Consider the following 24,480-nt stretch of genomic DNA (forward strand, 5'->3'; position numbering starts at 1 on the left):
ATCGCTACGCAATGCTGTGTTCATTCGATTCCGTTCGGTCTCAGGCGGCCGGATTTCGGGTCAGGCGGAGTTGGCCGGTGCGGCGGCCGAATCGGGCGCCGGGCGGCAGGACGAGTTCGGTGGGCGCCGGATTGCTCGTTCGGGTCGGTGGCGAGGTTTCCGGTCGGCGGGTGCGATGCACCACCACGACCAGCACCAGCGCGGCGACCAGAATGCCGTGCGAGAGCACCCGGGAGATCGGCACGACCCCCGAATACAGATCACCGATGACAAAGGCCGTGAGCGTCGTCACCAGCACACCGAGCACCGGCAGCACACCAGAGGTGGCGCGCGGCCGCAGCGCGCAATAGCCGAATCCCATGCCGATCGCCAGGCTCCACGCGGTCGACTCGTTCATCAGATGCCGGGTCATCTCGGCGCCGTGGTGCTGGGTCATGCCGAAGTCGAATCCGGCGAACTGACCGATCGCCAGCGCGCATTGCGCGACCCCGAGCAGGCCGAGTAGCAGCCTGGTCCACTCGGCGCGGCCGAGCCAGGAAAGTGATGTGTGCCACATCGATTCGCGCGGGCGTTCCAGATCGGCGGCGGCGAAGATGGCGTCGGTGAGGTCGGGTGCGTACGACGAGGCGGTGCGTAGCAGACGCGTGGTTTCCACGGCAGCCACGTACCAGGAACAGCACTGCGCGCACTGTTCCAGGTGTTCGTCGACGCGCGCCGCCGGCACGGTTTCGCGTTCGCCATCGATCCGGGCCGATAGCGCGGTCCGGCATACCTTGCACTCCACATCCAGATTGTCGGCTGCCTGCACCACTAAGTTCCCGCGGGGTTGCGCACGGGTTACTGTCGAGCTCATGCCGATGTCCGCCGAGGATGACCGAGACGACTTAGCTGGCCTCAGCGGCGGCGCGTGGGGATCGACGAGCTCTGGAGGCCGTTATTCGGGCCGCCCAGAAGGATGTCTGGCGGTTGTCGGCCCATCTCACCGAGCTGTCGCGTGCCGATGATCTGACCGGATAATTCCGCGGGCTGCTCGGCGAGCCGCGCGAACGGCTGCCCCCGCATTGCCCGAGTACGAATCCCCACCGGGGAACGGGCTCATCATCGGGCGGCCAAAGGCTTTGCCGCGTAATGCAATCGGACAATTCCGTCGTCGTGTCGCTCCGCAGTGGCATTGACACCGAAGACATCACGCAGCAGCTCGGGGGTCATGACCTCGAGCACCGCACCCGCCGCGACGACCTTGCCGTGTTCGAGAACCACCAGCTGATCACAGCAGCGCACCGCCAGCTCCAATTCGTGCAGTACAGCCAGAGTGGTGATGCCGGTCGAGCGGACCAGGTCGAGCAGTTCGAATCGGGCGCGCACGTCGAGATGGTTGGTCAGTTCATCGAGCACGAGCAAGCGTGGTTGCTGTGCGAGTGCCCTGGCCAGCAGCACCCGCTGACGCTCACCACCCGATAGCGAGCCGACCGCGCGTTCGGCGTACTCGGTGACACCGGTACGCGCCAGGGCATCCGCGACCGCCGCATGATCGGCGGCGGTATCCCGGCTGAACAGCCCGTGGTGCGGATTGCGGCCAAGGCCGACCAACTCCGCTACCGTCAATTCCGGTGCACCCGAACCATTCTGGAGCACCGCGGCCGTGGTGCGCGCCGCGGCACGCACCGACAACGTGCCGATATCGGTGTCGTCGATCAGGACCATGCCTTGATCCGGTCGCAACGAGCGATAGATGGCGCGTAACAGCGTCGTCTTACCGCTGCCATTCGGCCCCACCACGCCGACGAAGGATCCTGGCGGGGCATGCAGCGTCGCCGCGTCCAGTACCCGTGCGCCCCCGAATGCGATCGTGACCCCGACAACCGACAACTCCGCGGTTCCCGCATCGTGTGTCTGCGCGGGCGTGGTACCCGACGTCGGGGTGAAATGCCAGGTCATGCCGGACCTCCGTCACGGCGGAGCAACCACAGGAAGAACGGCGCGCCGAAGGCGGCGGTGAAGATTCCGAGCGGCAGTTCGGTGGGGGCGTCGATGGTTCGCGACAACAGGTCGACGAGAACCAGGTAGGACGCGCCCAGTAGTGCGGCCAGGGGTAGTACCCGACGGTGGTCCATGCCGAAGGCCAGGCGCACCAGATGCGGAATCATCAAGCCCACGAACCCGATTCCGCCCGCCACCGCGATCAGCACACCGGTCAACAGGGAGGCCAGTACCAGCAGGACGATTCGGGTGCTGCGGACGTCGACGCCGAGCGCGGTCGCCTGTTCGTCGCCGGTGCCGAGCACATTCAGGCGACGGCCGTAGGCCAGCACGACGGCGACGACCACGAGAACCACCAGCGTAACCGGTCCGAGCCGGGACCAGCTCGCGCCGGAGACACTGCCCATGGTCCAGAACATAACCGCGCGAAGCTCGTTCGGGGTGGCACGCAACTGGAGGTAGTTCGTCGCCGCCAGTAAGAGATATCCGACGGCGACACCGGCCAGCACCAGGCGGGTCGGAGTCAGAGTGCCGCGCCGCTGACCGAGTGTGAAAACCACTGCGGCAGTGCCGATTGCGCCGAGGAACGCGGCGGCCGAGACACCGATACCGCCGAGTGCCGCACCCGCGGTGACGATGACGGTCACTGCACCGAGCGCGGCGCCGGAGGACAGGCCGAGCACATAGGGATCGGCGAGCGGATTGTTCACCAGCGCTTGCAGAATCACGCCCGAGATGGCCAATCCGCAGCCGCACAGCGCGGCGAGAATGACCCGGGGGAGACGATAGTTCCAGACGATCTGGTCGACGGTGAACCCGACATCCGGTGTCCGACCCGATAAGTGGGCGAAGACGACTCGGCAGGTATCGGCAACGGAGACCGTAACCGATCCAGCGCCGATGGATACCAGCATGACCACGAACAGAATTGCCAGCGAGACGGCAATCGCGATGGGCAGCGGTATCGTTGCGAACAACCGCTGTCGTCGAAGCGCGCGCGTCATCGGAGCTGTTCGGGATGGACGAGTCTGGCGATCTTGTCGACAGCGATGTCGTTGCTCGGGCCGAGGTAGATCGAATCCGAGAGCACTGTGTAGTTGGTGTTCTTGCTCGCGTTCCACTGCGGGAACTGCTCGAGGATCCGCTTGGCCGCGCCATCGATATCGGGGTTGCGGTAGTCGACGACGATGAGCCCGTCGATCGGGGTGACGGCGAGTTGTTCCTTGCTGATCGTCACGAAAGTCGTTCCGTCCGTCCGGTTGAACGGATTCACCGCACCGGCCTTGTCGATCAGGTCGTTCCAGATGCCGCCCGCCGCAATGGCCGAGAAGTCACCCGCATCGCCCATATTCATACCGGGGAAGATAAGCAGCACATTCTTCTCGGGCTGACCGGCAACCCGCGCGGATGTCTCGGCAATCTTGCGCTCGGTGTCTTCGATGAGCTTTTCGGCGCGGCCGGGAACATCGAAGATCGTGCCGAAATCGCGCAGCATGGCGTTACTGTCCGCGATGGTCGGCGTGCCGGTGACCGCGCCGGTCACACCGCAATTAGCACGGGGCACATAGGTATTGGCACCCGCACTGGACAACTCGGCACGGGTGGCGAAACCCTGATCGGCGGAGAAGCCGCCGCCTCCGGTGGAGATGACGAGATCGGGATGTTGCGCGAGCATGGCCTCGCGGGAAATGTCCTGCAGGTTGTTCGGGGTGATACCGCCGGTCGGCAGGGCCGCGATGGCGTCGGCGCGGCCGGGCACCTCGGAGGCGCCGTAGGACTGGGCATTGGCGACGACGCGGTCCGCGACACCGAGGGCGACCAGCGACGAAACCTCGCCGATGGAGCCGCCGTTCATCACCACGACCCGCCTCGGTGCCTCGGTGAAGGTGTAGCTCGTACCGCAGTTCGCCACGGTGACGGGATATTTCGTGACCCCCTCGGTCGCGGCCGCGGGTGTCGTGGATGCGAGTTCGGTGACCGTGGTCGAACATCCGGTGATGGTGAGGGTGCCGACGGCCAAGGCCAGCACAGCGACACGTTTCATGGGCGGGAGCGGCCTTTCGAGCGTCGGCATTCTGCTTGGCCACTTAGTCGGATGGTGCCACGCCCTGGTTCCCGGAAATATTTCGCATCCGTTACCGTGTAGCGCGCATGATCCCTGTACAGACTCGACCGACCCTGCTTCACTGATGAGACAGGTCCGACCGGACCGCAGGAGCCAGCGCATGTCGACCCATTTCGCTTATCCGGTAGGTAGACCCGCTGACCGTGACACAATGGAACACGGTGAGCGCGTTGATATTTCGACCGTGCCCGGAGCTCGGGTCATCCAATGCACGGTGAGCCACCCGCGTGGTGATGTCACGCTGGTGGTCGTGGCGGGCGAGGTCGATCTGTGGACCGCTCCGCGACTACGGGACAAGTTGTTGCGGGCCTTCGGTTCTCGGGGTTCGATCACGATCGTCGATTTATCGCCGGTCACCTTCTTCGCCGCCGCCGGACTGACGACCCTGATCGAGGCCCAGGCGGCGGCCGAAAAGGCCAACCGTCGAATGGTTTTGATCACCACGGTGCGCTGTGTCGATCGGGCCATCGAGCTCACCGGACTTGCCGCGCACTTCCGCCGCGTCGGCTCCCTGGCCGCGGCGCTGGCGGACCCTACACCGGGATGTGTTGCCCCGGTGTAGGGTCCGCTGCGATTCAGCCGCGCCGCGCCGCTACCCGGGCACGTGCCTGTGCGATGCGTTCCTGCGCCAGCGCTACCCGCTCCTGAGCTTTATCGAGACGACGCAGGGTCTTGTCGACCTGCCGGGCCTTCTCGGCACGCCGCTGCGCCTTCTCGGCCCAGCGCGCGTTCCGTTTCTGTGCTTCGGCGCCGCGGTGCTGGGCAATTTCGGCGAGGTGCGCGCCGCGTTCCCGTGCCGTCGCGGCGATTTCTGGTCCGCGTTCTTTGGCGAGCTCGGCGAGTTCGGCGCTCCGGTGCTGGGCAATTTCGGCGAGGTGCGCGCCGCGTTCCCGTGCCGTCGCGGCGATTTCCGGTCCGCGCTCTCTGGCGAGCTCGGCGAGTTCCGCGGCCTTCTCGGCCCACTTCGCGCCACGCTCCCTGGCCAGCTCGGCCCATTCCGGCCCGTGTTCCTTGACCGTCTCCGCGATATCGGAGCCCCGCTCCTGGGCGACCGCGAGTCGCGCCGCCGCGACATCGCCGAGTTCGCGGGCCCGCACCGCGGCATCGTATGCATGGCGTCGCAGTGCCTCGCTGGTCGCCGAATCCGTTGCGGTGAACGGCAAAGCGGCCGAAACCGCCGCCGTCGCATTGCTCGCGGCCCGTCGACCACGCCAGCCGAGCGACGGTCTGCCCTCGGTATCCGCGCTGGCGATCATCAGACCGCCGAGCAGGCTCATATCCTTGAGGAAGGCAGTGCGTTTGGCCGCCTTGCGTTCCGGATCCTTCTCCGCCCAGAAATCCTGTTCGGTCACCGTCGCGGGAATCACCGTCGCGGCCAAGGTGAGCGAGGCCAGGCGCGGAAGCTTACCGAGGGCAAGCAGCACACCGGCCGAGATCTGGGTGAGCGCATTGATCCGCACCAACGTCCCCGGCTCCGCTGGCAATGTGGCGACGATATTGTCGGGCAGCGCTTGCTTACTCTGCTGAACCAGGGCCGATGCCGCCTGGGTGCGCGGCTCGGGGTGGATCAGCGCGTCGACCCCATCGGCGACGAACGCGGTCGCCAGCAGTGGTCGGGCAAATCGGCGTAGCAACATGACGTCCCTTTCCTCGATGGCTGAGGTTCAGGTAACCGCGTTCGGTGCTGTCAAACAACAAGATCAACACCCGGAATCAGGGCTTGACCGGGTGTTCTGTCGCGCCGAACGGCCGTACCTCCGGACTGGACAGAAAGGTGGTGACGATGTTCGTTACGGTCTCTGGATCCTCCACCATAGGCAGGTGATCGCATTCCGTGAGCTGAATTCGAGTGTGCGGATGCAGTGTCTCGTCGAGTCGGGCGCCGGCGCGGGCGGACAGGATGCGGTTCTGCTCGCCCAGCTGGTGCAGATCGGTGGGAAACCGGGGCCGGGTGTGAAAACATCGAGGTCGGCATAGGTCGGGAAGTCCTGCCCCAGGCCGTGCGGCGCCGGCAACCGGCCCTTGTCACCCCAGTGCGCCATGAGCCGCGGTAAGTGGTGCTGTGTGCGCCGCCCGCCCGCTCTCGCCGAGCTGGTCGGCGACGATCCGGGCGATGACCGCATCCGGCAGTGCCAACCAGCGGCCACCGGTGCCAGCGGGAGCACGGCATCGACCCAGGCCAGTCCGGACTTGCGTCCGCCGCGCGTGGTGTTCCAGATCAGCGGGCGGACGGTACGGCCAGGTCAGGTACCCGCCCGGAGGAAGCGACCCGTGCGGCGGGTGCCGAGGACCGGAGCCGCCACACCCGCGCCGAAGACGTACTCACCGGCGACGAGTACCGCGACCACCGTGGCGTCATTGCGGTTGACCATGCGTGCGAGATTGTCGAATACGGCGACCGGGGCCTCGGCATACTCCTCGACGGACTCGTCCAGATGTGCTGGATCGATGACGACCACATCCGCGCGGTCGCCGGGACGCAAGTGGCCCGCGTCGATGCCATACCAGTCGCCGAGTTCACCGGTGATGCGATGCACCGCGCGTTCGAGCGACAGGAACGGACGGCCCGCGCGTTCGGCGTCGTGCACCCGGCGCAGGAACCGCAGCCCGAAGTTGTAGAAGGCCATATTGCGCAGATGCGCGCCCGCATCCGAGAAGCCGAGCTGCACACCGGGATCGGCGGCGAGCTTGTCCAACACCCGCGGCCGATGATTGGAAATGGTTGTGCGCCAACGCACTTTGCCACCATATTCGACGACGAGGTCCAGGAATGCATCCACCGGATGCAGGCCACCGCGATCCAGCCCGACCTGACCGAAGGTCTTACCGATCACCGAAGCGTCCGGACACTCCACGATTTCGGCGTCGAAGAAATCTCGATGCCATACCCGCGGCCCGAACTTCTTGTCGTAATCCTTGCGGAATCGGCGTCGGTAGCCTTCGTCGCGCAGTAGCTCGCGGCGCTGCTCCAACTGGTTGGACAGGTGCAATGCCGCCGCGCCCGAACCGAATTCCTCGAAGACCGGCAGATCGATACCGTCGGAGTAGACCTCGAACGGCACCGGCAGATGCTGCCAGCGGAAGTCACCGCCCAGCCGATTGAGTACCCGCGCGATCAACGGAAAGATCTGGGCGACAGCGGGAATGGCCTTGATATCGGCTGCGGACAGCAGGCTGACCTTGAGCGGCTTGCGGAAGATACCGAGGCTGCTCGCCGCCATCGCGACCAGACTCTGCGGCCGGGCTACGTCCGGACCGCCCTGCAATGCGCGGCCGCGGCGGCGCAGGATCGCATTGAGCCTGCGGCGTTCCCTGGTGGTCGCGTAGGTCGATGGCAGGGTGCGTGACCGGCAGACCTCACCGTCGAGCTTGTCGAATAACAGCTGCTGGGAGGACATGCCGACGAAGCCCGCGTCCAATGCCTCATCGAGTTTGGCCGCCATGGCAGCCAATTCGGCATCGGTCGGGCGAATCTCCTTGCGGGTGGCACGATCCAAGCCCATCTCGGCGGCCCGAATATCGGAATGCCCGATGAAGGCGGCCAGGTTCGGTCCGAGCGGGAGTGCCTCCAGTGCCTCGACATATTCGTGTGCCGAAGTCCAGGACTTGGTTTCGGTCATCGCCGTGAGCACATGTTTGCGCGGAATGGCCTCCACTCGGCCGAACAGATCACCGGCGTCCGAGGCGTCGACATGCACCGTCGACAATGAGCACGATCCGAGCAGCACGGTGGTGATGCCGTGCCGAACGGATTCGGCCAGTGCCGGACTTTGCAGCACCTCGACGTCGTAATGGGTGTGGATATCGATCATGCCGGGTATCACCCACTTCCCGGCGGCATCGATGACGTGCGGGCAGTCGGATTCGTCGAGGGGTTCGGCCGAGACTACAGCTATCCCGCCGTCCCGGATACCGAGATGGCGGATGGCCGACGGCGAACCGGTGCCGTCGAACCACCGTCCGCCTTTTACAATCGTGTCGTACATAACTTCACTCCGATGCGGAATCGGCTAGGGCTTCGGTGATCCCGGCGCGCACGACTTTGCCGGTCGCATTCCGGGTCAGAGGTGTCGTGGTGATCCGCCACCGTGCGGGCACCTTGTAGTACGCGATGCGCTGCTTCGCGAACTCTGCCAGCTCCTGTTCGGTTGTGGCGGACGGACTGTCGACAACAACAAGGGCGGCGACCACCTGGCCGAGATCGGCGTCGGGCAGTCCGACAACGGCGGATTCGCGCACCGCGGGATGTTCGTCCAGACACTGCTCGACCTCGGTCGGGTAGACATTCTCGCCACCGCGCAGAATGAGATCCGAACGTCTGCCGGACAATCGGAGTCGGCCCTGCGCGAGGACACCGATATCGCCGGTGCGCAACCAGCGGTCGGACGTGATGGCGGCGGCCGTGGCTGCCTGGTCCGCCCAGTAGCCGAGCATGACATAGGGGCTGCGTACCCAGATCTCACCCTCGATGCCCTCGCCGACGGGTTCGCCGAGCTCGTCGCGGATCTGTAGTTCGACCCCGATGACCGGGCGGCCGACGGTATCCGGGAAGGCGGCGAGTTCGGCCGGTGCCGCAATGGTCGCCGCGGTACCGCATTCGGTCATGCCGTAGCTGGTCACCAACGCGGCCTCGGCGACCGGAAGTTGTTCGCGCAGTTGCTGTTGCAGTGCGGCCGATGACGGTGCAGAGTTGAGCGAGAAGGCCGTAAGCGAGGTCAGATCGTAGGTGGTCAAATCCTTTTCGAGCAGGCGACTCGCCATGGTCGGCATCGCGCCCCAGTTGGTGATCCGCTCCCGCTCGATCAGCCGCAGTATCCGATCGGCATCGAATGCGCCCTGGTAGATGACGGTGGTATCGCCGGTCGCCATGCGCGGCAGCACCAGATTGTGCAGGCTGGCGATGTGGAACAGCGGGGAGGTGAGCAGGAAGCGGCGGCCCTTCGGACTGCCATCGTCGGCGCCGCCCTGGAAGGCGGCGGCGAGTGCGTCGTTGAAACGGTGATAATCGATGACCGCCACCAGGTTTCGATGCGAATGCACCGCACCTTTGGGGCGGCCGCTGGTGCCGCTCGTGTAGAGGATGACCGCGGGATCGTCCTCGTCCACCGGAGCATGCGGTAGCTCGCCGTCGCTGAATTCGGCGATCAGCGCGGGCACATCGTGCTCCATGGTGAGCACGGGAACCCGGATATCGAGCGCCGCTACCTGACTCGCGCGTTTCGCGTCGACGATCAGGACCGCGGGGCTGGTGTGCTCCAGGCCGTACGCGATTTCGCGCGGCATCCACCAGGCGTTGTAACCGACCGCGATCGCGCCGAGCGTCTGCGCCGCCCAGAACGCCACCACCCATTCGGGGGTGTTGGCCGCGAGAATGCCGATCCGATCGCCCTTTTCGACGCCGTATCGGTCCCGCAGCGCGCGAGCCAGCGCGCCAACGGCCGCCACATGCTCGTCGTAGGACATGCGCCGGTCCTCGGTGACCAGGTAGTCGCGATCACCCAGGGCGGACGAGGCCGCGAGCACCTCGCGCAATGAGCGCACCCGGTCCTTGACCACCGGAATCGGCACGCCGAGTACATCTTCGACCGTCATCTCGAACGGTCCGTCGGGACCGGTCAGCCGCCCAACGGCCTGTGCGGCCAATGCCTGTGGATCGAAAGGCTTTGTCATAGAGGCACTTCCTCACATGGGGTTCAGGGCACCAGGACGGCGCGGCCGGTAATGAGCCCGCGCTCCAGTCGGTCGAGGGCTGCGCGGCCGTCCGCCAAATCGAAGCGTTCGATTTCGACCGTGAGGCGGCCGGACCGGGCCAGGGCAACGGAGTTGATCAGATCGGATTTGGTGCCGCCATACGACTTTCGGATCGAAGCTCCCCACGGCCAGCCGGGACCGCCCGCCGGTCCAGCCGTGATTTCCGGTGCGCCGCCGCCGAGTCCGATCATGCGGTACGCGCCATTGGGGGCTACGGACTCCACCGCGAGTCTGGCCGTCGCATCCACACCGACGAAGTCGAAGACCGCATCGGCGCCACGGCCATCGGTGCGGTCCAGGATTTCGCGCGCGGTATCGGCACCGGAGAGCAGGCCCTCGGCCGCACCGCAGCGCGCGGCCAGGGCGAGTTTGTCCGGGCTCACGTCGACGGCGATTACCCGCGTCGTGCTGGTCGCGGTGAGGATCTGCACCCCGACATGGCCGAGTCCGCCGACGCCGATCACCACCGCGACGGAACCGGGGTACAACTGTGCACGCGCGCCATTGATGGCGTGATAGCTGGACAGCGCCGCATCGGCCAGCGGCGCGGCCTGCAGAAAATCCAGCTCCCCGATGGGTACGAAGGAGCTTGCGGGGATGCGAATGTACTCCGCCATACCACCGTCCGGACCGAGGCCCGGACACGGCGGCATGGCGGTGCGTCCGGCGGCGAGGCAGACATTCTCATTGCCGCTGACACATTCGCGGCAGACACCGCAAGACCAACATAGGTAGACAATGCCGCGCTCACCGACCACCCGACCGTCGACCGCACTGCCGACGGCCTCGATGGTGCCCGCGACCTCGTGCCCGAGCGTCAGCGGATCCTCGCGCATCTTGAACGGAATATGCAGCACATGCAGATCGGAATGGCAGATGCCCGCGGCACCGACGCGCAGCAGCAGATCCGTCGGCCCGATCGCGGGCACCGCGACCTCTCGCAGCTCGAGTACACCGGGTTCGGTGAGCTGCAATGCCCGCATCATGCGCGCACCACCGAAAACACTGCGCGCAGATAGGCATTCGCACGATCGGAGCCGATGAGTCCCGGAGCCATTTTGTTCATGGTGTAGGCGAAGGTGACTCGATGATCGAGGTCGTTGACCACGGTGGCACCGCCGAGTCCGGCCCACCAGCAGACCTTCCCGTCCGGAACCTCCGGCGCGGTCTGCGATTGCGGCAGGCCGTAGCCGAGGCCGAAGCGCAACGGCGCGAGCAGCGCCAGATCTGGGCCGTCGGACTGCTGTTCGAAGATCAGATCGATTGTTTTCTCAGACAACAACCTTCGACCGTTCAACTCGCCCCCGCAGGCGACCAGCGACTGTACCGCCGCCACCGAATGCGCATTGCCGTGCCCGTTCACCGCACCGATTTCGGCCTCGCGCCACGCGGCACTATTGGCCTCCGGAAGATCGAGCAGGGGACTGGTGAACGTCTTGACCAGGATGCTGTCCTGATCGAGCGCGGTCATATCGAATTGCAGCAGCGGCGGCGGGACGAGTGGTGCGATGCGGTGGTGATTTTCGGGTGCGGTGCCGATATGGAAATCGGCATTCAGCGGTCCGGCGAGTTCCTCGGCGAAGAACTGGCCCAGGGTGCGGCCGGTAATTCGACGGATCACCTCGCCGATCAGATGTCCGTAATTCAGCGCGTGATAGCCCGATGCGGTGCCCGGCTCCCACCACGGCGGCTGGGTCGCCAGCCGTGCGCTCGCCGCCTCGGTGTCGTAGATATCGGCCAGCTCGATCGGCCGCTCCCAACCGGAGACACCGGAGGTGTGCCCGAGCAGATGGCGAATCTCGATATCGCCCTTGCCATTCGCGGCGAATTCCGGCCAGTAGTGCGCGACCTTCTGCTGCACATCCAATTCACCGCGGTCTACCAGCAGTAGCGCTGACAGCGCGGTCATGGTCTTGCTGACGGAGAACACATTGACCAGGGTGTTCTCGGTCCACGGCACGGTCCGCTCTGGATCGCGATGCCCGCCCCAGATATCGACGACCGGTTTGCCGTCGACGGTCACGCAGATCGCTGCGCCGAGTTCCGCACCCGCGGCGATCTGGTCGGCCAATTCCGTTCGCACACAGGCGAATTCATCCGCACAGAATCCTGATATCGTCATCGATGCCCCTCACGCATTCTCGAGTGTCCTGGCGGGCACCGGTAGCGCATTGCCAGCGGCGGCGGCTCGCTTTGCACCCCTTGCCATTTCCCGGGTCATATCGCGCACATAGGGCTCGAAATCGACCTGGATCGTGTGCCGGGGCGAGTTGTAAAACTGTTCGGTGCGGCGCTGTTCGACCGCTTCGATCTCGGCATTCATATCCGCTGCCGACGGCGGCAGGTACTTGCCCGTCAGATATGCCGCAACCAATTTGCTCTGCTGTTCGGCGAAATTCACCAGCGTCGGCAGCGATTGGGCCAGACCGAGGTAGAACAGATTGTCCACACCAGGCTTCATCATCTGTTTGAACAGCGGAATGCGATTCTGGGCGTCCGGCACCAGCTTCGGATCCGAGAAGAACGGGAAGCTGATGTGATAGCCGGTGGCACAGACGATGACGTCCACCTCCTCGGTGCTGCCGTCGGCGAAGCGCACCCGCGAGCCCTCCAGCGCGGTAATGGCCGGTTTGAAGGAGATATCGCCGCAGCCCGCGCGATACAGGAACTCCTCACTCGCCGACGGATGTGCCTCGAACGGTTTGTGATCCGGCTTCGGCAGCCCGTAGAACTCCATTTCGCCGCGGAACTTGCGCACGAAGCGTTGCCTGAGCTTCAGGCCGACCTTCTGCGGCATCCACGGCGGTATACTCCGTCTGTCGCCTACGCTGCCGTGCACATACTTCGGCAGCACCCAGACCCCGCGCCGCGCGGAAACGATGAGCTTCTCGGCGACGTAGCGCTGTGAGAGTTCCGAGGCGATATCCATGCCGGAGTTGCCCATGCCGACCACCACGACCTTCTTGCCGCGCATATCCACCGGGTCGAACGGATCGTTGTAGGCGTGGGCGTGCATCAGCACACCGTCGAATTCCCCCGGATAGTCCGGAATGTTCGGATCCCAGTGGTGGCCGTTGCAGACGAGCAGCGCGTCGTAGGCCCGGGTGCGGCCGTCGCTCGCCGTGATCAGCCAACTGCCGTCGGCCTGGCGCTCGGCCGCGGTGACCTTGGTGTTGAATCGGATCTTGTCGCGGAGGCCGAAATGGTCGACATAGTCCTTGAAGTACTGGAACAGCTGCGAATGGTGCGGGAAGTCCGGCCATTCCTCGGGCACCGGATAATCCTCGAAGGCGAGCCGGAACTTGCTGGTGTCGATATGCAGCGACTGATAGCAGGCCGACATACCGTTGGGATTCTTGAAATACCAGTTGCCGCCTACCTCATCACTCGCCTCGAAAACCTCGAAGGGAATATCGAAGTCCTGCAGGCGTTTTGCGGCGGTGATTCCGGAGGGGCCCGCGCCGATGACGCATACCCGGGGAAGGTTGCTATGAGTCAATTTCTGTAGTCCTCGTCCGAAGGATTGCCGTCACGTGGGCGGCACCAGATCCGGTGCGGCGAACCATCCCGCGCCGCCTGCGGCACGTGGAGTGACGTAGGCAACAATTTAACACCGACTAGACGTGCTGTCTAGTGAAATGACATGATGTCTATCATGTCGACCAAGTCGAACACGCCCGGACTGAGCCTGCGCGACGAACAGAAGCTGCAGACGCGCGCCAGACTGATGGACTGCGCCAAGGCGCTCTTCATCGAACGGGGCTATGCGGCGGTCCGGGTCGATGACATCGCCACTGCCGTCGGCTGCAGTCGCGCCACCTTCTACCTGCACTTCAGCGGCAAGTTGGAGATCCTGCGCGCCATCGCTGAACAGAGCACCTTGCCGACCGCAATGCACTTCTACGAGGATCTGGATCGGGTGCTCGACACCGGTTCCCGCGCGGAATTCGTGGGCTGGGTGACCCGCGCCATCGCCTGGTTCCACGAATACAAGGACCTGCTACCCGCCTGGGATGAGGCCACGGCAATAGAGCCGGAATTCCGCGAAGTCGTCCGCCTCGGCATCCTCGCGCTGCCCAATGTCATGACCGCCTACATCGCCCGCTGGCCCGAAAACCGCCGCGACGAGGCTCGGCTACGCGTGGAACTCCTTGTCGCCCAACTGGAACGCTTCTTCACCCGCTGGGCCATGCAGGGCACCATCGATGTCTCTGCCGACCAAGCCGCCGAAGTCCTCACCGATATCTGGTTTCCCGCCCTGCAAGCCCCCGACCGTACTTAGCGGCGGGGGTGCGCGTTCTACTGTGCGTGACTGTGCCGTACCCGCGCGGCACAATCGCGCACAATTAGTACTCCAGCTGCACTATGCGCTCGAACTTTCTGCGTCGTATCTGACCGAACTCTGCACCGAATCTCCATATCGCCCTGCTCAACTCACCTCATGGGATCGGCAGAGGTATGGGCGAGGATTCTTGCGGTACTCGGCGGTTTGATTGCCGCCGGACTGGTCGCGTTGTACGGCCTGGGAGTGCTGTTCGGCATACTGTTCGGCGGCATGCCCGACGAGGAGCCTGCGCCCGCCGTGGAGAACGTCCTCCTCGTGATCAAAACGATCGTCGTCGGAGTCGCGGCCATCACGCTGTTGACCGGTGCGATTACCGCGCGGACCACGGTGATCATCGGCGGCTGCTTACTGTTCATCCTGGATACAATCAACGAATCCAGCTCGGCCACACCATGATCCAACACCACGCGAGAGGTCTACCAGGAACGAACCACGCGAGTGCAGTCGCAGTATTAGTGGGCAGTTGCTCAAACGATGCGGTGCGCACCCGCGCCGGGTACGACAACGAATGTGCGCGGTACCCCGAAACCTGATCGCGTGAACCGATTTCGCACCGCGTCCGCGACCGATGCGGTGGCGTCCCGATCGACCAGCGCGATCACGCTGCCGCCGAACCCTCCGCCGACCATGCGCGCGCCATACGCCCCGGCCTCGAGCGCGGCGGATACCGCGGCATCCAGTGCTGGTGTCGAAACCTCGAAATCATCGCGCAGCGATTCGTGCGCCGCGGTCAGAATCGGTCCGATGTCGCGCGGATCCGCACCACTCCGCAACTTTTCGGCAACCGCTAGCACGCGCGTATTCTCGGTCACCACATGCCGTGCCCGCCGCCGTAGCACCGCATCGCCGATCCGGTCCACGGCCGCCACCGATTCGACATCGCGCAGCGCGGGCACCCCGAGTGCCGCTGCGGCCGCCTCGCATTGCGCGCGTCGCCGAGCGTAACCACCATCGATCAGCGCGTGCGGCTGTCCGGTATCGATCACCAACAACTCCAGCCCGAACCGATCGAGATCGAACGGAATCTGTTCGTGCGCGACACCGTCATGCGCGACTAGTCGACGCACATCGAGGAACAACGCATGCCCCGCGGTGCACAGAATCGATGCGGACTGATCGAGCAGTCCGGTCGGCACCCCGGCATAGTCGTTCTCGGCCGCGCGGGCCAGGTCGATCAACTCTCGATCGGTGACGGTGGGCGCGAACAGATCTCGCAGCGCGACGGCCACCGCACACGACAGCGCCGCCGAGGAGGACAGTCCGGCGCCGATCGGCACCGCTCCGTCCAACTCCAGGTCGACGCCGTCACGCACATATCCGTGCCGGGCGAATTCGGACACAACGCCCAGCGGATACCGCGACCATCCGGGAACCCGATCCCGTTCGGCGGCAAGCTCGCTCACCGCGACCAGCACCGTCTCACCTGGCCGCTGCCGCGAGACCACCTGGACCCGGCCGTCGATTCGCGGCTCCGCCCGACACTCGACCACTAGCGGCAGTGCGATGGGCAGCACGAAACCGTCGTTGTAATCGGTGTGTTCACCGATGATGTTGACCCGCCCCGGCGCCACCCACTTCGGCACGAATTCCTCACTTCGTCGCAATGCCAGTGCACACATGTCATCCCAGCAACACCGGGCACCACACCCTACGAGACACGCCGCCGGACCATGTCTTTCGGCCGACGCGGATGCGTGATCGATCGTCTTGACGCACAGTCGAATTTGACGCAATACCGGCCTAAAAAATCCGGCCGACGGCTTCGGGAGGGCATTATGATTCTGACAACCCAACGCGGCGGCCTGCTCGGGCTGCAGTGGATCGATCGACTACTCCCGCCCATGGGCAGGCCGGATCGCGGCGATCAGCGTGACTCCGGAGCTCCACTGACGATCGAGATCGGCGCGGCGACGGGGGTCGGCCCGACGGCTATGTCGGCTTTCGATGCGGCACTGCGTGACCTGGGAGTAGGTGATGCCAACTTGATCCGCCTGTCCTCGGTCATCCCGCCGCGCGCCGTCCTGACCCGGACCGGTCGCGTCCGCAAGCCGATCCCCTGGGGCGATCGGCTCTATTGCGTCTACGCCGCGCAGCATGCGGACGCGGTGGGCGAGCGCGCGGGCGCTGGCATCGGCTGGGTGCTGCGCGACGACGGTTCCGGCGCCGGACTTTTCGTCGAGCACGAAGCCGAGACGGCCGCGCAGGTCGCGGCACTGATCCGCGCCAGCCTGACCGATATGACCCGCAACCGGCCGGAGCGATTCGGCCCGATTCACCTGTGCACCACCGAGGCCCGCTCCGATGGCACGCCGACCTGCGCGCTGGTGCTCGCGGCATACCACACGACACCGTGGGGACGACAATGACAGCATTGCGCAGTGCTTCGATGGGCAGCGGTGGTCGGGTGACCGGTGGGCCGCCCGAACTCACGGTCACCATCGAATCGACCATTCCGGACGACCGGATCGACATGTTCCATCTCCTGTACGAGGAGGCCTTCGGCCCCTTGCGCACCAAGGCCATTGCCAGGCAGGTCCTGCACCGATCCGAATTCCGCGCGGAGATGATCGACCCGAGGGTCGCCAAACACGTCGCGCGCACCGCGACCGGCGACCCCATCGGCGTGACGACGCTGACCAAACATCTCGAGACCGTCCCGTGGATCAGTCCGGAGTATTTCGCCGCCCGCTACCCCGAATATGCGGCGCGCGACGCGATCTACTACGCGGGTTTCACGCTAGTTGCGCCAAGTGCGCGACAGGGGGCCGCATTCCATGCCATGATCAAATCAGTTGTCCAGGTATTGGTGGCCGAACGCGCTGCGGTCGGTTGGGACATCTGCTCGTACAACAACACTCGGTTGTCCTTCGCCGACAGCATTCGAGCGGTGCTCGATGAGCAGGAGGCGAACGTCGAAGTCGCGGTGGAGGATTCGCAGACCTACTACGCGGCGCGGTTCACTGGGGATGGAGCGACCAAGGGGGGCTGATGACCGTCCGGGAAGAGCAGCCGACGACCATTCGGTATCGCCTCGAAATGCGTTGGTGCACAGTACTTCTCGTAGTCACCGCGATCGGTATCAGGGTACTGCTCTGCCTTGATATCCGGCCGTTGTCGCTGCTGACCATGGCTGCCGTGGTGCTCGGCACGCTCACCATGATCTGCATCGGCCTGCGGCGATATTGTCCCGAGCGGCCGCTGCCCTGGTACCTGCTCTCGGCCTCGGCCGTCCTGTTCGCCGTGGGTACGGCCACTCGCGAGATCGACAGCCACGCGCTGCACCCGATCGATGACCTGTTCACTCTCGCGGGCTATTTCGGCACGGGCGTGGCCGCGGCGCTGTGGTTGTGGCCGCGCCAGGCCAGGCCCAACTACGATCTTTTGCTCGACTCGACGCTCATCGGACTCGGGGCACTGCTGGCCTCGTGGACCTTTCTGATCTCGCCGATCCTGCAGTCGCACGACACCGCCGCGAATACCCTGGTGGCCGCGACCTATCCGGTGCTCGACGCCCTGCTGCTGACCTTGGTCGCGCATTCGATGGCCACCGCGACTCGTTCGGAGACCTCGCTGCGCCTGCTGCACGTCGGGTTGATCGCCGTGCTGATCGGCGATCTCGGTTACAGCCTCGATACCGTCGGCCGTGCACCTGTCGCGCACGAGCTGCTGTTGGTGCCACTGCTGGTGGCCTATCCGATCGTCGGCGTCGCGGCGCTGCATCCGACCATGGCGAGTCTCGGTGCGCCACGGCGCATCCACCCGCACCATTCGCGGCAGCGGGCCAGCTTCATCGCGGTCGCGTTGATCGTGGCTTCGTTGATTCCGGTTGTCGGCTCCAGTCTGGACACTCTGGATCGGGTGGTGGTCTCGTCACTGTGTGCGCTGCTGCTCATCGGCGTGCTGGTGCGCAGCGAACGCGCCATCGTGCGCAGTGCGCGCAGTGAACGGCGCGCGCAATACCAGGCGGACCACGACATGCTCACCGGCTTGCTGAATCGGTCCGCGCTGCTGCACGCGTTGAATCGCAATCGTGAGCACTGGATCGAGCGGCCGCTGTGTCTGCTGTTCATCGATCTCGATGGCTTCAAGATGGTCAATGACAGCTACGGCCACGCGGTCGGTGACGAGCTGATCGCCAATGCGGCATCCCGGATCCGGCACCTCATCCGGCGCGATGATGTGGTGGCCCGCTACGGCGGCGACGAATTCGTGGTGCTCGCATCGCTCGACCGGGAGGAGGCAGCCACGCTCGCGGAGCGACTACTCGGCGCCTTCGTTCGGCCGTTCGAGTTGAGCGCGGGCGAAATTCCGATTACCGCAAGCGTCGGCCTGGCCTGCGGCAGCGCGCGCGGCTCCGACGACACCATCTACGACCTCATCCGGGATGCGGATTCGGCGATGTACCACGCGAAGGAGTACTCGCTCGGCTACGCCTTCCATGACGAACTGCGCCACGGTGCGGAGCCACGGAACAGCACCGCCGACTCGGGACGCCGGATCTGGCGCCCGAGCGGCCGGTCCCATAACGCCAGCGGCAAATCCGCCAGCACCGCGGTCTAGTCCGAGAGTTCGTCGAGCAGGCGCCGCGCTTCTTCTAACTCCGCCTGCAACTGCTGCACCTTCGATTCCTGGACCACTCGGGCCGCCTCCAGGATTCCGGCCACCACCTCGGCCACCTCCGGATGCAGCACCTTGGCCGCCTGCGCCACCGCGGAACTGGTCACCGGCAGACCTCGCACGGATTTCTTCTTGCCGCTGACCACCTCCACCGACCATTCGCCATCGGCGGTACCGGTGAGCGTCACCGTGACCTCAGGTGCCTTCGCCTTGCTCCGCGCGGCGGCCGGCGCCTTTGCCGCGGGCTTCGCGGCACCGGCGGGCGCCGCGGGCTTGGCCGGCTCCGTCGCCGGGGCAACGGGTTTCGGGGCCGCCGCGGTCGGGGTGGGGCTCGGGGCCGGCTGGGGGGCCGGCGGCGCGGGGCTCGTCAAGGTCGACGGCTGGGTCACAATGGCTTCCTTCCTGGTTGTCGACTTCGGCTGGGCAGAGCTTGTGGTTGCCGCCTTATCCCGCGACGGCTTGGTCAACGTCACTTCGGTCGGAGAAAAGGACAGTACATCCTTCGATCCGGTCGGCTTGACCCGCAGGAAGTCACTCTCGGATCGATCACCGATCTCGACCACCTTGCCGGACCGTCCCTCCGGCACGCCCACCGCGGCCGCGGTGAACCACACCATCGGCGGGCGACCGCCAGCGATCTCCGTGGCGATCTGCTGAATCTCAGTGTCCGACAATGGTTGTAGCTTTGTTCGTGGGGACGACATGGTGGCACTCCGAGCGGTATTCGTGGATGGCTGCGTGCACAGATGATGCCGCACACCACCGACAGATTCACAAGCCGCCACCGAATCCGCCCGCTATCGGACAAGATCCCGAACCGCAGCGAACGTACAGCAACGCTCCAATCGTCCCTGGTCCACCTATTAGCCGAGCAGGTATTGGTGGCGCCTCGACTGGGGTTCAAGGGGGATGCAACAGGGTTGTCCGGCGAGTGAAATCTTCCCAGCGGTGGGGATATTTCTCGGCCCTCGAAGCCTTGTGTGTGGACATATATTTGACGCGTCATCGGGTGGTCTGCCTGCTGTAGCAACCCCGAGCGACAAGATGGCACAGGTGGTCGATGTGCCGCGACCATGACATGGTCGCGGACATTCGTTTCGAATGGCAGGTAATGCAGCGATGAAAGTTGCGATCACCGGAGCCGGGGCTTCGGTCCCTCCGCTGATTATGACCAACGAGCGATTGCTCGGCATGTTTCCCGGACCTCGGAAGATGCCGTGGACACCGGAAGAGTTCGAGAAGAAGACCGGAATTCGAGAGCGGCGTTTCAGCTTCGACTTCGATGATGCTGCCGGGCGCCCGGTGTTTCCCCCTGGATACGGTGATGCGCCGGGTCCCGCTGGGCTGCTGGCGGAGGAGGCGCTCCGGGAGTCGCTGCTGGTTGCCGGTCTCGACGCGAGAGACCTCGATGGTCTTGTGGTCGGCTGTAGTACCCCGGATAGGCTCGGCTTCGGCGGTGACGCGCAGTTACTCCATCACCGGGTCGGAATGCGTCCGGACGCCGCTGTGCTTCAGGTCGACGTCGGCTGTGGAGGCTCGGTCTTCTGTCTGCAGTGGGCCAAGGAAATGATTCTCAGCGGTGTGCGCAAGAAAGTTGCCGTTGTGATGGTTCAGTTGGTGTCGCCGCTGCTGAGTCGCGATCTGTACACCGGGAGCGTCGCCTATGCGGGTAAGGAGAACGAGGCATTCCTGACAGCGCTGCTCTTCGGCGACGGTGCCGGCGCCGTGATTCTCCAGGCTGTCGATGACGACAGTGAGTCTCGAATAGAGTCGTCCGCGACGATCAACGAGTACCACGAAATCGTAGTTCGGCCGGCTGGTGGAAACCTGCGTCCGCCTGGAATGCCGGGCATCGACCCGTCGGATCATGCACATTACGTGATCGGAAGACGGGTTGCGGATGCCTATGCGCCGACCATGAAAAAGATGATCGACCATGTTCTCGCCGATGCCCGCATGGATGTCGGCGATATCGAACGGTTCTATCCGCATCAATCAAATCTCCGACTCATCGAGAAACTGATGGATATCGGCGGCCTCCCAGAAGACCGGACGGCGATAAATGTCGAGCGCTACGGAAATACATCGGGCGCGAGCGTGTTCATCCTACTCGCCGAGGACATTCGCAATCAGAAGGTAACTCTCGGCAGTGGAGATCCGGTCGTGATTGCAGCGATCGGCGCCAATCTCCAATACGGAGCTCACGTGGTCCGGCTGTAGCAGTCGGCATGAGGAAATCCTTCCGGACCGGCAGTAGCCAGGCAGAAGCGCATGTCGACCGAGCGGGTACGTTGCCCCTGGCGAAGTAATTCCATTCTGGCCGAAGCGAACTCGGCGACAATGTGCCCGCCCGCGCGGTCTGATCGACCAGCGCGGGCGGGCACGGCGTCGCCATTATCAACCCGCGTGACTCGAGCTGCCCTATCGCCCGGCGCGCTCCAAGTGGTGGAGTCGAGTCTGTGCCGTGGTCTGTTGTGCGGTCAGCATGCCGCTTGGTGCGAGGACGCCGCGGACCGGCCGTTTCTGCGGTCGTTCCGATAACCATCAAGGCACCACTCGGTACCGGGCGCTCGCTGGACAATGTCGACGTTGCCCCACCCCTGGAACTAGCCGCATCGACTGCCAGTCCTGGGAATGTATTTCGTGAGCGCTCGAGCGTCCCGGTGTACTGTCCCCTTGCCATGCCGGATGTCCTTGTTGCGCGGCAGAACCAGTCGTGTGTCGTTCGCCGCTGGGCCAACGACACCAGTAGAGGGACATTGGTCACGTTGGCGGCGAAGCGAGGAAAATGATTGCACTAAAGGTGCTTGTGTGGGGCTTGATCGCAGGATTTATACATACCTTGGCAATGATGGTTGTGTACGGAAATCCGTGGGTGGCACGGATTCACGCAGAGGGCGAGGCGAGCATTGGTGAGGGAGGTGGGCGATCGCGTCCTCGCTCTTTCAAGCTTCATTTCTTGGGTACCCAAATCGAGGCGTATGTCATGACAATCGGATATGTCTGGTTACATCCTCTGCTTCCATTGAATGGACTGATCGGAGCGATGTTGCTAGCCGTATTCTTTGCGGCATTGCGGGTCTGTGCCCCAGTCTGGGCGCAGTGGATGCAGGGCTACTCGAACCGCTACCTTGTCGTAGAGGTTGTTGCCGGAGCGCTCGGTAGCATCGTGATTGCCTTGGTGCTATATACCCTCACGTGATGACTACCGCGGATCGCCTGGTGCCGCTCCGCAGAGCCGACCGTTGATCCGCCTGATCGCGGAGGACCGCCTCCGTCGACACCGAAGGCCCTGGTGCCGGAACAGCCTGAGCTGCACCGAAACCAGAGCCTGTTGACGTTCGTTGGGTCGAATCGGTAAGCGCCGGAGCCCCTCACGCCCCGGCGGTTTCAATTGGCAACTACGCCGTGGCGCGCTTGCGCGTCACCAGGCCGACGATGACGTCGACGACGAGAAACGCAAGCAGGCTCAGCCCGACCAGCGGCACGAACCAGCCGACAACCAGCGCGGCTGCCACCATGGGCACCGCCAGCCACAGTGAGGTCTGGCGCAATGCACCGCGACGTGGTGCGCGTCCGACGGCGAACCGCGAAGCGCCACGGGTCGGCCGCCGCTGCCACCACATCAGGTAGCCGAGCACGAGCACGACGATCAGCCCGATCATCACCACGAGCAGCAGCAACTGATTGAGCAGCCCGAACATCAGGCCCATGTGGAATTGGATGCCCCAGTTGCTGAGCTTGGCCATGATCGGCCAGTCGGTGTAGGCGAGCTTGTCGGTGACCGTGCCGGTCGCGCCGTCGACGGCGACCGCGTCGACGGTGTAGGTGCCGGACATGCGCCGTTCCTTCACTGCGAATGCGACACCGGGCTTGGCCGGAATGGCGATTTCGGCGCCCTGGGTAATGCCATTGGCGCGGGCTGCCGCATAAACCCCGTCGAGCTGTGCGATCCGGGTCGGGATGTCGACCGGTGCGGGCGCGTGGTCGCTGCCACCGTGGTGTTCGCCCCCGGAGTGTTCCGGCGTGGTCGCCCCGGGCAGTGCGGTGCTCACCGCGGGTGTGGTCCAGCTGAGCTGTTCGCGCAGTTCGGTGATGTTCTCGCCCGCATAGGTCGACCAGGTCATCCCGGTCGCCGCCATCATCAGGATCACCGGCATGATCCAAACGCCAACGGCCCCATGCCAATTCATCGAACGACCGCGTCCCTGCCGGGAACCATCCGGTGCCAGCAGCCAGGCTGCGGAGTTGCGGTTGCGCCGCCCGCGCACCCGACGGATCCACAGCATAAGACCGGCCAGCGCCACGACCCACAGCCACGACGCGGCGAGCTCGCTGTAGATGCGACCCGGTTCGCCCAGGTGCAGATCCCGGTGCAGTCGATCGATCCACGTGCGCATCGGGAGCGCACCCGAACTGCCGTAGACCACATCACTGCCGACCGGCTGCGCGGTATACGGATTCACGAAGACCGCACGCCGTTCGGACTCGCCGAGGGACGGGTCGTCGAACAGCACGCGGGTGGTGTCATCGGCTCCGGGGGCCGGTGCTATCGCGACCGGCTGCAGATCCGGCTGGACGGCGACGGCCGCGGTGACCTGTTCGGACAGCGGCCGCATTTCGCCATTCGCCTCGACTGTCAACAGGTCGTGCGAGGTAATCGATTCCAAGGTCGGGGAAATGGCGTAGAGCGCTCCCGTGACCGCGGCGATCAGGATGAACGGTGCGACGAAGATGCCTGCATAGAAGTGCAACCGCAGCACGAGGGGATAGCCGCCGTTGCGCGACTGTATCCCCGTTTCTTTTGTCGGAGCCGATGATTCGGCATCCGGCGGACTGGTGTCCGTAATACTCATGGTTGTTCGTTTCTGGAGTTCGGGAGAACCCGGAAGATCGTCGGCCGTCCGCATCCGCGAGTGCTCGTCGAAATCCGCTGGACGCCCGTCATCGCGACTACGCCGAACAGCGGATCCCGGCGTTCGCCGGGCGAGCAGAGCTGCGCGCAAAGATGTTGCACGGCAACGACGACGCACGAGCACAGCCCATGCGCCGGGTAATGAATATCAGTGACCGAACACCAGCGGCGGACCACGCGTGCGCCGCGATTCCGTGGCGAATATCCGCAGAACTACACGATCGCGGTGGGTCAGGCGCAGTGGCACCGGACCGGGTATCGCAGGCGGGTGATACCGCATCGGCAGCACCCGCGACAGCACCGCACAACCGATCCGGTACGCGGCCTCCGCACCCCGGATAACCACCGCCGCGAGCCCGGCCGCGACGACGTGTGCGGTAGCCATACCGGGCGTGAGCTGGGCATCGCCGTGATGCATCTGCCCTGAACTCCAGCCCATGGTGAGGTGTCCGAGCAGCTGTCCTGCGACGAGCACCGAGATCAGCCCGATCGAGGTGTCGCGCAGCGGTGCGAGCCCGGCGACCAGTGCGCCGACAATGGCGGAAGCGGCGGCTAGGAGCGCGAGCGAGGAACTGTCCGGCGGTATTCCCCCGGAGGCCCACCCATGTGCCGCAACGGATATGGCACCGGATATCGAGCCGGCACATGCGCCGCGCACCCGCGCGACGGCGCTGCGTTGCCCCGCAGCGGCCGGGCCGAACTCGATACTCACGCGCTGATGATAGCTGACGGATTACCCGCCGTTCT

General features: G+C 64.9%; 21 protein-coding genes. 7 read left to right on the top strand and 14 right to left on the bottom strand.

Features of this window, described 5'->3' with window-relative positions; genetic code table 11:
• Window positions 1–40 precede the first annotated feature (40 nt).
• The 4 genes from AB0J29_RS14860 to AB0J29_RS14875 all read right to left on the bottom strand — a co-directional run bounded on the left by AB0J29_RS14860 (window position 41) and on the right by AB0J29_RS14875 (window position 4,024).
• Window positions 41–784 (bottom strand): zf-HC2 domain-containing protein, encoded by a 744-nt coding sequence (locus AB0J29_RS14860; protein WP_364785032.1) that lies wholly within the window; start codon window positions 782–784, stop codon window positions 41–43.
• Between the two features lie 314 nt (window positions 785–1,098).
• Window positions 1,099–1,938 (bottom strand): ABC transporter ATP-binding protein, encoded by an 840-nt coding sequence (locus tag AB0J29_RS14865; RefSeq protein ID WP_364785035.1) that lies wholly within the window; start codon window positions 1,936–1,938, stop codon window positions 1,099–1,101.
• Window positions 1,935–2,957: an iron ABC transporter permease gene (locus AB0J29_RS14870; protein WP_364785038.1), complete on the bottom strand. Its 1,023-nt coding sequence runs from the start codon at window positions 2,955–2,957 to the stop codon at window positions 1,935–1,937. The genes AB0J29_RS14865 and AB0J29_RS14870 overlap by 4 nt, the downstream gene beginning before the upstream one ends.
• 23 nt (window positions 2,958–2,980) lie before the next feature.
• Window positions 2,981–4,024, bottom strand: a complete 1,044-nt coding sequence (locus AB0J29_RS14875; protein WP_364785041.1) for an ABC transporter substrate-binding protein — start codon at window positions 4,022–4,024, stop codon at window positions 2,981–2,983.
• 232 nt (window positions 4,025–4,256) lie between these two features.
• Here AB0J29_RS14875 and AB0J29_RS14880 point away from each other — a divergent pair, with 232 nt between their 5' ends.
• Window positions 4,257–4,667, top strand: a complete 411-nt coding sequence (locus AB0J29_RS14880) for an STAS domain-containing protein (RefSeq protein WP_364785044.1) — start codon at window positions 4,257–4,259, stop codon at window positions 4,665–4,667.
• Between the two features lie 13 nt (window positions 4,668–4,680).
• Here the strand turns inward: AB0J29_RS14880 and AB0J29_RS14885 are convergent, their stop codons facing one another.
• From AB0J29_RS14885 to AB0J29_RS14910, 6 genes are all read right to left on the bottom strand, one after another.
• Window positions 4,681–5,742, bottom strand: coding sequence for a DoxX family membrane protein (locus AB0J29_RS14885; RefSeq protein WP_364785047.1), 1,062 nt, complete (start codon window positions 5,740–5,742; stop codon window positions 4,681–4,683).
• A 606-nt stretch (window positions 5,743–6,348) separates the two neighbouring features.
• Window positions 6,349–8,091: an amidohydrolase family protein gene (locus AB0J29_RS14890; protein ID WP_364785050.1), complete on the bottom strand. Its 1,743-nt coding sequence runs from the start codon at window positions 8,089–8,091 to the stop codon at window positions 6,349–6,351.
• 4 nt (window positions 8,092–8,095) lie between these two features.
• A complete protein-coding gene (locus AB0J29_RS14895) occupies window positions 8,096–9,775 on the bottom strand; it encodes a class I adenylate-forming enzyme family protein (protein ID WP_364785053.1) in 1,680 nt (559 codons plus the stop codon).
• 23 nt (window positions 9,776–9,798) lie between these two features.
• Window positions 9,799–10,839, bottom strand: a complete 1,041-nt coding sequence (locus AB0J29_RS14900) for an alcohol dehydrogenase catalytic domain-containing protein (RefSeq protein ID WP_364785222.1) — start codon at window positions 10,837–10,839, stop codon at window positions 9,799–9,801.
• Window positions 10,839–11,978, bottom strand: a complete 1,140-nt coding sequence (locus AB0J29_RS14905) for a serine hydrolase domain-containing protein (protein WP_364785056.1) — start codon at window positions 11,976–11,978, stop codon at window positions 10,839–10,841. The genes AB0J29_RS14900 and AB0J29_RS14905 overlap by 1 nt, the downstream gene beginning before the upstream one ends.
• 9 nt (window positions 11,979–11,987) lie before the next feature.
• A complete protein-coding gene (locus AB0J29_RS14910; RefSeq protein ID WP_364785059.1) occupies window positions 11,988–13,355 on the bottom strand; it encodes an NAD(P)-binding domain-containing protein in 1,368 nt (455 codons plus the stop codon).
• Between the two features lie 147 nt (window positions 13,356–13,502).
• Here AB0J29_RS14910 and AB0J29_RS14915 point away from each other — a divergent pair, with 147 nt between their 5' ends.
• A complete protein-coding gene (locus AB0J29_RS14915) occupies window positions 13,503–14,138 on the top strand; it encodes a TetR/AcrR family transcriptional regulator (protein WP_364785224.1) in 636 nt (211 codons plus the stop codon).
• Window positions 14,139–14,297: 159 nt separating this feature from the next.
• Window positions 14,298–14,597: a hypothetical protein gene (locus tag AB0J29_RS14920; RefSeq protein ID WP_364785062.1), complete on the top strand. Its 300-nt coding sequence runs from the start codon at window positions 14,298–14,300 to the stop codon at window positions 14,595–14,597.
• A gap of 71 nt (window positions 14,598–14,668) precedes the next feature.
• Here AB0J29_RS14920 and galK read toward each other — a convergent pair whose 3' ends face one another.
• Entirely contained in the window at window positions 14,669–15,784 is a 1,116-nt protein-coding gene (gene galK / locus AB0J29_RS14925; protein ID WP_364785065.1) for a galactokinase, read from the bottom strand.
• Window positions 15,785–15,976: 192 nt separating this feature from the next.
• Between galK and AB0J29_RS14930 the strand changes: the two genes are divergently transcribed.
• The 3 genes from AB0J29_RS14930 to AB0J29_RS14940 are packed head-to-tail and all read left to right on the top strand — an operon-like array spanning window position 15,977 to window position 18,761.
• Window positions 15,977–16,567, top strand: a complete 591-nt coding sequence (locus AB0J29_RS14930; protein WP_364508243.1) for a pyruvoyl-dependent arginine decarboxylase — start codon at window positions 15,977–15,979, stop codon at window positions 16,565–16,567.
• Between the two features lie 5 nt (window positions 16,568–16,572).
• Window positions 16,573–17,190: a hypothetical protein gene (locus AB0J29_RS14935; protein ID WP_364785068.1), complete on the top strand. Its 618-nt coding sequence runs from the start codon at window positions 16,573–16,575 to the stop codon at window positions 17,188–17,190.
• Window positions 17,190–18,761 carry a GGDEF domain-containing protein gene (locus AB0J29_RS14940; protein WP_364785071.1) on the top strand — a complete coding sequence of 524 codons (1,572 nt, stop codon included), beginning with the start codon at window positions 17,190–17,192 and terminating at the stop codon, window positions 18,759–18,761. Before AB0J29_RS14935 ends, AB0J29_RS14940 begins: the two co-directional genes overlap by 1 nt.
• Here the strand turns inward: AB0J29_RS14940 and AB0J29_RS14945 are convergent.
• On the bottom strand, window positions 18,758–19,492 hold the full coding sequence (locus AB0J29_RS14945; RefSeq protein ID WP_364785074.1) for a DUF6319 family protein: 735 nt from the start codon (window positions 19,490–19,492) through the stop codon (window positions 18,758–18,760). The two genes, AB0J29_RS14940 and AB0J29_RS14945, sit on opposite strands and share 4 nt — an antisense overlap.
• 427 nt (window positions 19,493–19,919) lie before the next feature.
• Here AB0J29_RS14945 and AB0J29_RS14950 point away from each other — a divergent pair, with 427 nt between their 5' ends.
• The gene (locus AB0J29_RS14950) at window positions 19,920–21,038 is read left to right on the top strand and encodes a 3-oxoacyl-[acyl-carrier-protein] synthase III C-terminal domain-containing protein (RefSeq protein ID WP_364785077.1); all 1,119 of its coding nucleotides are present in this window, start codon (window positions 19,920–19,922) and stop codon (window positions 21,036–21,038) included.
• Between the two features lie 1,181 nt (window positions 21,039–22,219).
• Here AB0J29_RS14950 and AB0J29_RS14955 read toward each other — a convergent pair.
• Together AB0J29_RS14955 and AB0J29_RS14960 are read right to left on the bottom strand one after the other, a co-directional pair.
• On the bottom strand, window positions 22,220–23,674 hold the full coding sequence (locus AB0J29_RS14955) for a PepSY domain-containing protein (RefSeq protein ID WP_364785080.1): 1,455 nt from the start codon (window positions 23,672–23,674) through the stop codon (window positions 22,220–22,222).
• A gap of 207 nt (window positions 23,675–23,881) precedes the next feature.
• Entirely contained in the window at window positions 23,882–24,445 is a 564-nt protein-coding gene (locus tag AB0J29_RS14960) for a hypothetical protein (protein ID WP_364785083.1), read from the bottom strand.
• Between the last annotated feature and the right edge of the window lie 35 nt (window positions 24,446–24,480).

It is taken from the genome of Nocardia sp. NPDC049707 (genome assembly GCF_040674855.1).
Lineage (GTDB): Bacteria > Actinomycetota > Actinomycetes > Mycobacteriales > Mycobacteriaceae > Nocardia.

Coding starts and splice junctions, on each gene's coding strand:
- AB0J29_RS14950 (WP_364785077.1), top strand. CDS start 19,920: ATGGCAGGTAATGCAGCGATGAAAGTTGCGATCACCGGAGCCGGGGCT.
- AB0J29_RS14890 (WP_364785050.1), bottom strand. CDS start 8,091: ATGTACGACACGATTGTAAAAGGCGGACGGTGGTTCGACGGCACCGGT.
- AB0J29_RS14895 (WP_364785053.1), bottom strand. CDS start 9,775: ATGACAAAGCCTTTCGATCCACAGGCATTGGCCGCACAGGCCGTTGGG.
- AB0J29_RS14955 (WP_364785080.1), bottom strand. CDS start 23,674: ATGAGTATTACGGACACCAGTCCGCCGGATGCCGAATCATCGGCTCCG.
- AB0J29_RS14940 (WP_364785071.1), top strand. CDS start 17,190: ATGACCGTCCGGGAAGAGCAGCCGACGACCATTCGGTATCGCCTCGAA.
- AB0J29_RS14885 (WP_364785047.1), bottom strand. CDS start 5,742: ATGTTGCTACGCCGATTTGCCCGACCACTGCTGGCGACCGCGTTCGTC.
- AB0J29_RS14880 (WP_364785044.1), top strand. CDS start 4,257: ATGGAACACGGTGAGCGCGTTGATATTTCGACCGTGCCCGGAGCTCGG.
- AB0J29_RS14915 (WP_364785224.1), top strand. CDS start 13,503: ATGTCTATCATGTCGACCAAGTCGAACACGCCCGGACTGAGCCTGCGC.
- AB0J29_RS14920 (WP_364785062.1), top strand. CDS start 14,298: ATGGGATCGGCAGAGGTATGGGCGAGGATTCTTGCGGTACTCGGCGGT.
- AB0J29_RS14865 (WP_364785035.1), bottom strand. CDS start 1,938: ATGACCTGGCATTTCACCCCGACGTCGGGTACCACGCCCGCGCAGACA.
- AB0J29_RS14900 (WP_364785222.1), bottom strand. CDS start 10,839: ATGCGGGCATTGCAGCTCACCGAACCCGGTGTACTCGAGCTGCGAGAG.
- AB0J29_RS14905 (WP_364785056.1), bottom strand. CDS start 11,978: ATGACGATATCAGGATTCTGTGCGGATGAATTCGCCTGTGTGCGAACG.
- AB0J29_RS14875 (WP_364785041.1), bottom strand. CDS start 4,024: ATGAAACGTGTCGCTGTGCTGGCCTTGGCCGTCGGCACCCTCACCATC.
- AB0J29_RS14930 (WP_364508243.1), top strand. CDS start 15,977: ATGATTCTGACAACCCAACGCGGCGGCCTGCTCGGGCTGCAGTGGATC.